9 protein-coding genes are annotated in these 11905 nt (G+C 54.3%); 5 read left to right on the top strand and 4 right to left on the bottom strand.

Annotated elements, in window-relative coordinates; all coding sequences use genetic code 11:
• Positions 1 to 95 precede the first annotated feature (95 nt).
• Positions 96 to 662 (top strand): Smr/MutS family protein, encoded by a 567-nt coding sequence (locus ACT3RQ_RS12040; protein ID WP_087106822.1) that lies wholly within the window; start codon positions 96 to 98, stop codon positions 660 to 662.
• Positions 663 to 719: 57 nt separating this feature from the next.
• Here the strand turns inward: ACT3RQ_RS12040 and ACT3RQ_RS12035 are convergent, their stop codons facing one another.
• Both ACT3RQ_RS12035 and ACT3RQ_RS12030 read right to left on the bottom strand, forming a co-directional pair.
• Entirely contained in the window at positions 720 to 1742 is a 1023-nt protein-coding gene (locus ACT3RQ_RS12035) for a patatin-like phospholipase family protein (protein ID WP_193053085.1), read from the bottom strand.
• 40 nt (positions 1743 to 1782) lie between these two features.
• Positions 1783 to 2682 carry an alpha/beta fold hydrolase gene (locus tag ACT3RQ_RS12030; RefSeq protein WP_444639457.1) on the bottom strand — a complete coding sequence of 300 codons (900 nt, stop codon included), beginning with the start codon at positions 2680 to 2682 and terminating at the stop codon, positions 1783 to 1785.
• 356 nt (positions 2683 to 3038) lie between these two features.
• Here ACT3RQ_RS12030 and ACT3RQ_RS12025 point away from each other — a divergent pair, with 356 nt between their 5' ends.
• Together ACT3RQ_RS12025 and ACT3RQ_RS12020 are read left to right on the top strand one after the other, a co-directional pair.
• The gene (locus tag ACT3RQ_RS12025) at positions 3039 to 3482 is read left to right on the top strand and encodes a LexA family protein (protein WP_087106828.1); all 444 of its coding nucleotides are present in this window, start codon (positions 3039 to 3041) and stop codon (positions 3480 to 3482) included.
• Positions 3479 to 4780 carry a Y-family DNA polymerase gene (locus tag ACT3RQ_RS12020; protein ID WP_444639456.1) on the top strand — a complete coding sequence of 434 codons (1302 nt, stop codon included), beginning with the start codon at positions 3479 to 3481 and terminating at the stop codon, positions 4778 to 4780. The genes ACT3RQ_RS12025 and ACT3RQ_RS12020 overlap by 4 nt, the downstream gene beginning before the upstream one ends.
• Positions 4781 to 4890: 110 nt before the next feature.
• Here ACT3RQ_RS12020 and ACT3RQ_RS12015 read toward each other — a convergent pair whose 3' ends face one another.
• Both ACT3RQ_RS12015 and ACT3RQ_RS12010 read right to left on the bottom strand, forming a co-directional pair.
• Positions 4891 to 6354, bottom strand: a complete 1464-nt coding sequence (locus ACT3RQ_RS12015) for a sodium-dependent transporter (protein ID WP_172117150.1) — start codon at positions 6352 to 6354, stop codon at positions 4891 to 4893.
• 148 nt (positions 6355 to 6502) lie between these two features.
• Positions 6503 to 7729 carry a YbfB/YjiJ family MFS transporter gene (locus tag ACT3RQ_RS12010; RefSeq protein ID WP_444639455.1) on the bottom strand — a complete coding sequence of 409 codons (1227 nt, stop codon included), beginning with the start codon at positions 7727 to 7729 and terminating at the stop codon, positions 6503 to 6505.
• Positions 7730 to 7881: 152 nt separating this feature from the next.
• On the opposite strand from ACT3RQ_RS12010, the gene ACT3RQ_RS12005 reads away from it, so the two are divergent.
• Both ACT3RQ_RS12005 and ACT3RQ_RS12000 read left to right on the top strand, forming a co-directional pair.
• Complete coding sequence (locus tag ACT3RQ_RS12005) at positions 7882 to 9135, top strand: M20/M25/M40 family metallo-hydrolase (protein WP_441679057.1); 1254 nt, start codon at positions 7882 to 7884, stop codon at positions 9133 to 9135.
• 617 nt (positions 9136 to 9752) lie between these two features.
• Positions 9753 to 11201, top strand: coding sequence for an SLC13 family permease (locus ACT3RQ_RS12000; RefSeq protein WP_444639454.1), 1449 nt, complete (start codon positions 9753 to 9755; stop codon positions 11199 to 11201).
• Positions 11202 to 11905 lie beyond the last annotated feature (704 nt).

Genomic DNA, 11905 nt, shown 5'->3' with positions numbered 1-11905 from the left:
GCCCGGTTCACAGCGCCGCTCAGCTCGCTATACTGTCGGCAGTTTATATGCTTTCTTGTTTTACTCTTTCTTCCTTTTCACACTTTGAGCTTGATATGACGCGACGCCACCTGCCCAACGATGACGATATCAGCGCTTTTCGCCAGGCGCTGCAAGCAGCAGGCGTACGCCGTATTGCACATAATCAAGCCGACCCCGGCAAGCCCAAGCGCAATGATGAAGCCCAACAGGCGCGGCGTAATGCGGCGGTTCAAAACAGCACAGTACAAGCCAGCGGCCGCACATCGGATGGCCGGGTCGAGGCCGTGCGCCCGTCTGAGTACCTTGAGTTTAGCGTGCCCGATTTACCCTGGCGTACCTTCAGCCAGTTAAAGCGTGGCCAAACCGAGTGGCAGGCGGGGCTTGACCTGCACGGCTACACGCTTGAAGAAGCCCGCGCGGAGCTTGAAAGCTTCTTGCGCGATGCATCAAGCCAAGGGCTGCGCTGCGTGCTGGTGGTTCACGGCAAGGCGTGGGGCACCACTTCAGATTTTCCGGTGCTTAAGAGTCACACCAATACCTGGTTACGCGAATGGCCGGGGGTGCTGGCCTTTTGCTCGGCCATTGATATTGATGGCGGCACCGGAGCAGTCTATATATTGCTGCGTAAGCGCGGGGCGTAACGCCGCTCAACCGCTCTCTTCACTGCTCTACTGGCACTTTTCCAGTGGCTCGCTGCCTCACTCTGTCGCATCCGAGGCAATGCTGGGCATGCGCCGCTCCAGCGCCTCATCGGCCAAGTGCCGCCCCAGGCGGATCAAGTCTTTGGCGCGATGAAACTCATACGTACTGCATACTGTCTTGGGAATCTCGATCAATATATCGGGCGGATAACCGGCAATTTTGTATTTTGCCAGGGCCGCTTGGGTAATATCAAACGACTCTAAAATCATATCGAGCTTGCTCCACTCGCGCTTGCCTCGCGTCTCAACGCTCTCTTCAGCGCCAGCTTCCACGCCGCTGTCCTCTTCACTGCTGCCAAGTCCCTCCCATAAACGCAGGGTGGCTTGGCGCACGTCGCTCATCCAGCCGCCAATCTTTTCATCACGGTCACGCTCTTGCGCCGTTCGGCTGTCATTTTCCTCGTGCTCACGAGGCAGGAGCTCTTCCAACGATACCGGCTGCGGGCTATGTGCCGTTACGTTAATCGCAATCACCAGGTCTGCTTCGTGGGCAGAAATAACCGGCATGATAGGCAGCGGATTAAGCAGCCCGCCATCGACCAGCACCTGATCACCAACATTGACCGGCGTAATGACGCCAGGAATGGCGATAGAGGCACGAATGGCGCGCAGTAACGGGCCATTTTGAAACCACACTTCGCGCTGGCGAACTAGGTCAGTCGCCACCGTTGTCACCGGAATAGGCAAATCCTCAATGAGCACATCGCCTACCAACGCTTCCAACTTGCTCATCACCTTATTGGCACGCATGGCACCCATCGGGCTCCAGGTCACATCCACCAGCTTTAGTACGTCCAAATAATCGAGATTACAGACCCACTCGCGATACTCGGGCAGTTTGCCAGAAGCGTAAATGCCACCAATCAGCGCGCCCATGGAGCATCCCGCCACTGAAATAATCTCAAAGCCTCGTGCTTCCAGGGCTTCAATGACACCGATATGGGCATAACCGCGCGCCCCGCCACTGCCCAACACCAAAGCCACTTTTTTCCCGCTACCCGCGTGCGTCAGTTGATTCATTGGCTATTCCTATTGCTCTTGAGCCGACCGTATAACCGCTTTACACGGCTGCCTCCCAGTGGGCGGTGGCGAGTTCCGCCACAGCGGCAACCGCTTTAGATTCTAAATGTAGATGATGCCCGCCAGGCAACACATGGCGGGTCAGATCATTAACCGCCAAGCGCGCCTGCTCGGCCCAGGCACGCTTTCCTAAAATACCCTGCTCGCCTTCAATCAGTAGTACCGGCGCCTGAATACACGCTAACAGAGCCAGCACCTGCTCAGGGGTAAAGCGCACCAGAGAGGGTTTTAGCAGTCGACTATCCGTACACATTTGTAGATAGCCATCGGCAGTTGCTTGCGTATTACGCTCAACCAACGGCATCGCCGCTACACTATCCAGCGTGGTGACGCCACCGGCTACCCGCGCGGCAACCGCACTTTCGATATCAGCATAGCGTGGTGGGCGGGAAAGCGGGCGACGATGGGCAATAAGCCCTTTGCGCAACTGGCTGGCAGTTTCTTCCGCAGGCGTATTCAACGCCCCCAGCCCGTCAATCAAGGTTAACCGGGCAATACGCTCTGGCATGGCGGCGGCCAGTAGGCAGGCAACCGCCGCGCCCATGGAGTGGGCCAGTAAAGAAGCCTGTTCAATACCTAGCGCGTCCAGCGCATCAAGCACGTCGTGGCAGTAATCCCACAACGCATAGTCGCTTCCGAAAGCGGCATGCTGGGAGTGTCCATGGCCACGAAAATCAATGGCTACCACGCGGATATCCAGCGCATCTGCCAAAAGCGGAGCCAAGCGGCTAAAGCTTGCCGCGTTATCCAGCCAGCCGTGTAGCGCCAGCCAGACAGGTGCATCCACGCGGCCCCAGCCCAGTGCGGCCAAGCGCCCTTGCGCAAGCACCAGCGGTTGCGCAGTGTGTCGAGACGCGTGCTGGAGTGTCGGTTCACGCATACATTGTTTTCCTGATGAAGTGGTCATCTCGTTGGCAAATAACGCGACGCCTTTAATGTTCCTGAATTCAGCTTTCAGGCAATGTCTGGATGACGGTATCAGTAACAAACGTTACCATGCCAGGCGCAATTCTTCCGCCGCTTTTCCCCAACCCTTGCTAATGGTGCTGCCATGAAACCACGCCGCGATACACGCGCCCGTAACCTTGTTTTTTTTATTGCTGTTGTTAGTGCCATCGTCGTGGGGTTGTGGCTAGCGCGCTAGGCTTGCCTAATCGCCGCTCAACGCTTGCAATTTAAACCTCACGAATAAATACTGTATATACATACACACTATATTCAGTGAGGATGCCGACGATGTCGTTGCCTCCATCGACGCTCGTGCCCACCTTGCCGTTAACGTCTCAGCCGTTGCCTTTTTCATCGTTACAAGGCCGTGCGGGCTTTAGCGGCTTTCCATCACCAGCGCAGGATTACGAACCGCGTACGCTCGACCTCAACACGCGGTTAATTAAAAACCCTACCCAGACGTTCTACCTTTCCGCCGCTGGTGACAGTATGGAAGGCTGGGGGATTTTTGATGGCGACCTGCTGGTCGTTGACCGCAGCATTAAGCCTCGGCTAGGGCACATTCTGGTTGCCATGTTTGAAGAGGAAGTGCTGATTAAGCGCTACGCCCTCTACCAAAATACGCCGCATCTCTGCTCTGCGCATCCTCACTACCCGCCGCTTCCTTTGGAAGGCACCGAGTGCCAGCTCTGGGGAGTAGTGCGTGCTGTCATTCATGAGTATGTCCGATGATCGGCCTGGTCGATGCCAACAACTTTTACGTCAGTTGTGAGCGTGTGTTTGATCCTGCGCTGGAAGGCAAGCCGGTGGGCGTTATGTCGAACAACGACGGCTGTATCATCGCCCGCTCTGCCGAGATGAAAGCCATGGACATCCCCATGGGCATGCCATCGTTTAAGCTCGAAAGCCTGCGTAAGCGTGGTGACATTTACCTCAAGTCATCCAACTATGAGCTGTATGGCGATATGTCGGCCAGGCTGTGCCAGCTACTGCGCGATACCTGCCCAGCCGTGTCGCCGTACTCCATTGATGAAATGTTTATTTACCTGGAGGCGTTCAGCAACCAGCAGTGCCAAACCCTGGGCGAATGGCTGCGTCGGCGGATTCGGCGTCATTTAGGCCTGCCGGTATGCGTCGGGCTGGCCCCTACGCATACACTGGCGAAGCTTGCCAACCACCTGGCCAAGCAGGCGACTCACTATCAAGGCGTGTGCCTGCTAACGGGAAAAGATGCGGCAACGATCGCCTTGCTTAAACAGACACCGGTGGGCAGCGTATGGGGCGTTGGGCGCCGGATTGCTGAGCGGTTAGCGATCAGTAATATTAATACCGCTTGGGACTTACGTGAGGCTGACCTTCGGCTACTGCGCAAACATTTTTCGGTAGTGCTGGCCCGCACGGCGCTGGAGCTGCGCGGTACGCCCTGCCTGCAGATGAATGCGCTGGATCAACCGCGCCACCGCATTATGACGTCGCGCTCATTCGGCCAATCAACCGGCAGTAAAACAGAAGTACATAACGCGTTACGCCAACATGCCCAGCGCAGCGCCGAAAAACTCCGTCAGCAGCACAGCCTAACGCGAGCCGTGATGATTTTTTTAAACACCAACCGCCACCGCCGAGACCAACCCCAGTATTTTCCTCACACCATGGTGCCCCTGCCCTCACCCAGCGATGATACGCGCACAATTCTTGAGGCCGTTCACCAAGGGGTTGAACAGGTTTACCGGCCAGGCTACCGGTTTATGAAGGCAGGTGTGATGCTGCTGGATCTGGTTGATGCCGAGCAGCACCAGCTCTCGTTGCTACATCAACCGCCGCGGAACCGATACCCTTACTTAATGGCCACCCTGGACAATATCAATCAGCGTATGGGGCAAGGCACCATCAGCTTTGGTATAACGGATGCCGATGCCGCTTGGCAGCTACGCTGCGGGCACCGCTCAGGCCGCTACACCACACGCTGGGACGAGTTGATGAAGGCAGGCACCCATCCTGGTGCTATCAAGCAATCTGCTTTACGCAAGTAACCGCTGTGATTTCAACTACGATCTCAGGAAGAGACTCAAATCACCTGCCAAACGCCGCTGGATGAGCCGTCACTCATTGCTCAGCAGCAGCGTTGGCTGGGGAGAATCCGTTAGCGTGTCGTTAACGCCTGACGCAGACGAGGACTCAACCACTCGCCCAGCGCCATCATGATCAGCAGGATAGCTAACAACCACGGCCAATGAACTGAAAAAGTAACGGTAAACAGCCCTAACGCATCAGCGAAAATAACCAAAATACCCAGCGGGCTGACATAACGCACCATGGCAAGCCATAGCGTATAGGGCAGAGGCGATAGCCCCAGCTCGTCGCGGAACGTTTCACTCTTTAGGACAAAGCCTGCCAGTATGACGGTGCCTAACCCACCCAACGGCATCATCCAGCGTGAAGTGATGTAGTCCAGCCAGTCAAAGAAGGTCTTGCCTGCCAACGTCCAATCAGCGCCCAGGTTAAAGGAGAGCATGGCAGCGGTACTAATCAACCAAAGAACAATCCCCGTGCTCCACGCAGCACTGCGGCGTGAGAACCCTTTGTTGTCGCAGAGCCAGGAAACGGTCGCCTCGACCATCGAAATGGACGATGTCAGCGCGGCCATGGAGAGCATGGCGAAAAACAGAATCCCAAACAGCGTACCCAGCGGCATGGCCTGGAACGCCAGCGGCAAGCTCATAAAGATAAGCCCGGGGCCTTCACCTGGGTCCATGCCATTGGCAAAAATTACCGGGAAGATCGCCAGCCCCGCCATCAAGGCAACGGCCGTGTCTGCAATGGCGACGCTAATGGTGGTGCGCCCAATGGAGGCGCCTTTGGGCAGGTAGCTTCCGTAGGTAAGAATGGCACCCGAGGCAAGCGATAAGGTAAAGAACGCATGGCCAAGCGCGGCCAACATCCCTTCACTCGAGAGGCTCCCCGCCTTAAAGGAGAACAAAAAGCGTACTGCGTCACCAAAGCCACCGGAAAACACGCCGTACACAATCAGCAGTATCAGCATGATGACCAGGCCTGGCATCATCCAACTGACGTTTTTCTCGATCCCCTCCTGAACGCCTTTGCCCACAATAATCATGGTCACCAGCGTAACAAGCGTGCTCCAGAAGCCTAGGCTGAGCGGGTTGGCGTTGTTTTCCCCAAACACGGCGGCCATGTCGTCAACGCTGGTGCCCACCAGACCACCGGTTAACATCTTCCACAGATAAGAAAACGACCAGCCTGCCACGACCACGTAGAACGACAGAATCAAAAAGCCGCACAGCATGGCCATCCAGCCAAGCAGCGACCACGCCGATGAGCGACCGGACTCGTTAACCACTCGACGAATCGCATCAATGGGGCTACCGCGCCCGCGCCGCCCGAAAGCGATTTCGCTCATCATTACCGGCACGCCCACCGCAAAAATGCACGCCAGATAGACAAGCACAAACGCGCCACCGCCATACTCGCCGGTGATATACGGGAATTTCCAGATGTTGCCCAGCCCTACCGCCGAACCGGTAGCGGCGAGCACGAACCCCCAGCGGCCCAGCCACTGGATGCGTGGTTGCTCGGAAGACGCCATGACTATCCTTCTGGTGTAAAAAAAGCGTTTATCCTAGAGGATTTCGGCTCAAAAGCACAAAACTCGTTAACTCTTTTCTGAAAACGACCGCCTGACGCCCCTGGCTTCTTCCTGGCCTGCCCCATTCGCTCATCATTTAGCGCTTCAATTAGCGCATTACAGACAGCGCTTTCGCCTCGGCATCCAGCCGCTGAGCAGTTTGGTCCACGCATCGCAGCCACACCAATAGCACCGCCCCCAACATGACAAAGCCACCGGCCAGCCAAAGGCCCACGGTATAGTGGCCCGAAGCCTCAGCCAGCACGCCGGTTAAGGCGGGTGCAAAGATCTGCGCGGCGCCATACGCCAGCGTCATTTGGCCCATTAAGCGCGCAGGGCTTGCCGGGTAAAGCCTACCAGCCATGGTCAGCACCAAACTCACGCAGCCTAGAAAAGTACCGCCGTATAGCACCGCGCTGAGCAGCACAACCACCAGGTTTGAGGAGATAGCAGGCAATACAATCCCCACGGCCTGGATCGACATGGCCACCACCAGCGCCCCCAAATAGCCAAGCCTCCGCGCCACCAAATCCCACAGCATAACGGCAGGTGCGGCCGCTAAACCGACCACAGCAAACGTCCAGTTACCCGCGCCCGCAAGCAGCGGTTCACGCTCAACGATGGTGACAATAAACGTGGCGTTAATCACATAGCCGTACCCGGCACAAAAATAGGCGGGCAACATTAAGCGCATAAAGGTACGCGAAGGCGGCTTGGCAGCCGGCAATGCTTTTTGATGCGCACCTGCAACCGGCTTTACCGGGCGTGGCAGACATCGCCAGGCAGGTACCAACAGCACCGCGCCCAATACGCCAAAAATCCACCACTGGCTTTGCCAGTCAAGCGAGAACGCCAGCATTAACTCTACCGCCACAGCAGCCAGTACAATGCCTAACCCCAGCCCCGCAAAATGAATCCCCAGCTCTCCCCGCTGGTGATGGTTCATCAACCAGTGAAGGATCAGCCCAGACGCCAAAAGCATGGCCGCACTGCTGGAAAGCCCCGCCAAAAAACGCAGCGCCGCCCATAGCCAGAAGTTCTCCGTAAGAGCCATGCCCACGGTTGTCAGCACCGCCAGCACCAGGCCAATACGGTAAAGCGTGTCTTTGATGTAAATACTGCGAATCGAGGCGGCCAGCACCGCGCCCAGCATATAGCCCGCGTAATTAAGCGCCGCTAGCCAGCCACCATCCGCGTCGCCCATCCAGGTGTGCTGCTGCATGATCGGCAGCAATGGCGTATAGGCAAAGCGGGCAATGCCAACACACAAAAGCTGACTGCAAACGCCCGCCAACAATACTCTATAGCGCTGAACGCGTAGCGATGCCGCACTCATGCTCTCTCCTGTCGCTGTTTTGGCTTAACCGTTGTTTCTAGTTAATTAGCCTGCATATTACGTGTACACGGCGCGGCCCACATCGTCTAATGGTGGAAGAGCCTGATGAATCTGGCAGACTAGTTACACAGATAACCCCATGGAGAGTTTTAATGAGCGATAACGCCAAGCCCTGGACACAGCCGATGCCCGAAGCGCAGTTCAAGCTGATGCGCGACATCCTGGCCGCACCTAGCCCGGTTGGCCTTGAAGGGGCCATGACCTATGGCGTCTTAAAGCCCTACTTTGAGACATTTGCCCCCAAAAGCTGGCACCTTCATCAGTTCAAGGGCAACGCAGGCGTGGTGCTGGATACCCACCCTAACCGCGATGATATGTTCAAGGTCATGATTATCGGCCATGCGGACAAGATCCGTATGCAGGTACGCTCTATCGGCGAAGACGGTAAAATCTGGATCAACACCGACTCCTTTTTACCTTCCGTGCTGATCGGCCATGAAGTGAAGCTGTTCAGCGAAGACCCCGAAAAACCGGGCAGCTACCGCTCGATTGAGGGTGGCACCGTTGAAGCACTCGGCGCCATTCACTTTTCCGACCCAGCAGCGCGCACCGGCGACAAAGGCATTAAGAAAGAGCAGATCTACCTGGACCTGCAAATTCACGGCGAGAACAAAAAGCAGCAAGTGCTTAATTTAGGCGTGCGTCCGGGTGACTCGATTATTTTTGACCGCCCTATCCGCCCCGGCTTCAGCCCCGACACCTTCTACGGCGCCTACCTGGACAACGGCCTGGGCTGTTTTGTAACGGCTGAAGTAGCGCGGTTAATCGCCGAGGCAGGCGGCACTGACAACGTGCGCATTATGTTTGCGATTGCAAGCTACGAAGAGATTGGCCGCTTTGGTAGCCGGGTAATGGCTGGTGAGCTAAAACCCGATGCGCTGATTGGCGTGGACGTTAACCACGACTACGTAGCCGCGCCGGGTATCGGCGATAAACGCATGCAGCCGCTGGAAATGGGCAAAGGCTTTACCATGTCGGTAGGTTCGATTGCCAGTGAGCAGTTAAACCGCATCATCGCCAGCGCCGCCAAAGAGCAGGATATTCCGATGCAGCGCGATATGGTGGGCGTCGATACAGGCACCGACGGCATGGCAGGCGTGCTGGCCTCTATCGATAGCGCCGCGACCTCCATCGGTTTTCCGATCCGCAATATGCACACCATTTCGGAAACTGGAAACACCCAGGACGTACTGGCCGCTATCCATGCGCTCACGCATACCTTACAAGCGCTGGACAAACTGCCCAACCTTGAGCGTGAATTTTTGGATAACCATCCGCGCCTTGACCAAGCAAGCGCACTTAGCCACCAGGGGCATGCAAAACCTGAGAACAACGAGGACAAATAACCGCGCTGTTCATTTTCATTAGTACGTTTTATTAGCACGTTGCAATAAGAAAGCCCCAGGCATCACAGCCTGGGGCTTTATCGGTTCCTCTGTAATCTTTCCTCGCGAACGTCCTGTTCGTGCATCCCTGGCGACCACAAGCACTCCTTGCTTGTTCTTCCTAACCACGTTTCCGTGTGGTGCTACCTACCTTGAACCTTAAATGTGTCAAATACATTAACCTGAGATAGAAAAAGTTTAAAAGCCCTTAATCTCTAAAAGATGGTTGCCAATAGCCAACGTAGGCCCCGGCATTACGCGCTACTTATACTTAAAGATAGTTAATCTTCACGCACAATAAGAGCCAAATAAAAAGTTAAACGCCAATAACTCTAACAATACGACATGTTACTTTTTATGCTTCCCGCCAAATAACGCCCCAACCCTTGCACCCTCTCAATTTGCTATTGATTACCACGCTGAGTGAAAGCAACGCTGGCAGACACTCCACATCCTTATACCAAAGTCTAAAAATCTACAACCAACGGCGTATAAACGAAAGTGGTAGCATGCCCGCTTCTTATTGTTAGCAAACTATCAATAAATTCATGCAATAGCGTCAGGAGACGAGTATGGGAATGTCATTGTCAAATTGGCGCCACTGGGTACCACTGTTAGCGGGACCACTTCTTTTTGTACTGATACAGGTACTGCTGCCAGACACGCTGATTGATCCAGCCCCCCGCACGGTGCTGGCATTAACCGTATGGATGGGCGCCTGGTGGGTGACAGAGCCGGTTCCTATCCCTGTTACTTCTTTTCTACCCATGTTGGTACTGCCGCTTAGCGGTGTGATGGTGTTGGACGAAGCCGTTGTGGGCTACGCCAACCCGGTTATTTACATGTACATGGGTGGGTTTATTCTGGCCATTGCCATTGAGCGCTGGAACCTGCACCGACGCATCGCCCTGTCTATCGTCAACCGCATTGGCAACAGCCTGCGCAGCATCGTATTAGGCGTTTTGATTGCCTCGGCGTTTTTATCCATGTGGATATCCAACGCCGCCACAGCGCTTATGATGCTGCCTATTGCCGTCGCGCTAACCAATGAATTAGACGAACGCGACCAGTTTGAACGCCATCATCGCGATAGCTTTGCACGTATTTTGCTGCTAACCGTTGCTTATTCAGCCTCGATTGGCGGGCTGGCAACCATTATCGGCTCAGTGCCCAATGCCATCGTAGTGGCCATGATCCCGCAGTTTTTTGAAGGGGTAGAAATCAGCTTCTTGCAGTGGATGATTTTCGCGCTGCCACTCACGCTGATCTTACTGGCGATTTTGTACGTCTATCTCACGCGGATATACACCAAAATACCCAATACGCCGCTTGAAATTGATTTTGTAGCTCAGGAGCTTGCGGCCCTTGGACCCATGAGCCAGGAAGAGAAGCGTGTCTTGGGCGTATTTGTGGCAACGGCACTGGCCTGGGCATTACGCGGCTGGCTGGCACCGTTTTTTGATCTGCCTATTAACGATACGATTATTGCGGTAACCGCCGCCATTGCGTTGTTTGTCATTCCTGCCCACAACGAAAAACGCGCCCTGCTGGTTTGGGACGATATGAAGGGCTTGCCGTGGGGCTTGTTTATACTTTGGGGCGGGGGTATGACGCTCGCTGCTGCGTTCATCGCCAGCGATTTGACCGGTTGGATCAGCGAGCAACTGCAGTTACTGGATGGCGTCAATTACTTCTGGCTACTGCTAATTATGGTGCTGTTAATGCTGTTCTTGACGGAAATCATTTCTAATACTGCAACGGCAAATATGGCACTGCCCATTACTGCGGGCATGGCTGCAGCCATCACGACCGGCAATCCGCTCGGATTAATGGTGGCGGTTGCTCTCGCCACTACGTGCGCCTTTATGTTGCCGATATCCACCCCGCCTAACGCCGCTGTATTTTCCACAGGGCGTATTTCTATTAAACAAATGGCCAAAGCGGGATTTGCCATGAACCTCGTAAGCGCTATTGCGATTACGCTGTTTGTTTATTTTATTATGCCGCTGCTGTTACCCACACCTTAATTAGCGAGCAATCTTTTCAAAAGAGTATTAAAAAAACCCCGGCCATTGCTGGCCGGGGATGATTAGTTCCTCCATAATCCTACACCACGAACATCCTGTTCATGCTTCCTTGTGTACCACAAATATCCTTATTTGCTCTTCCTTAATACGCTGTCCTTGCGCTATATGGCTACCTTGGATCTTAAAGCGCCCACAAAAGCTCATCTTCCGGCCTAATATTAAACGCCCAACAAAATAACAAAATTCACATAAAAAGAACAAGATACACATAAAAAGAACAAGATACACATAAAAAGAACAAGATACACATAAAAAGAACAAGATACACATAAAAAGAACAAGATACACAGCAGCATAGATATATTATCCGACAACACCACCTATTAAATAATAACAGCAGAAGAAAATTATCTTTTAACCAGTATATCAATAAAAGCATCGTTTCAAACCTGGATTGAAACTGCCGCAGGTGAGTAGATATTACATCATGCACAAGGGGATAGCGGTTTTTAGCTAGCCTCACGCCTGTCCAAGGCTTGCCTATAATAGGTTAAGGCGCACCTTCTCCTATGAAGCAGGGAAAGAGTTGGACAGCCGTGATCGCATTTGCACAGGCTTTTTCGAATAATATTGTACGCCGCTTAACTTCCATATAGCTCCCGCACATCGTTAGCCAAGGCGTTCCTTGTGATCAACCATTTATA

Origin of the sequence: Halomonas sp. AOP43-D1-4 (assembly GCF_052446175.1) — a bacterium.
Taxonomy (GTDB): domain Bacteria; phylum Pseudomonadota; class Gammaproteobacteria; order Pseudomonadales; family Halomonadaceae; genus Vreelandella; species Vreelandella citrativorans.
The sequence above is the reverse complement of the archived record's forward strand: the minus strand, read 5'-3'. Positions and strand labels throughout refer to the sequence as shown.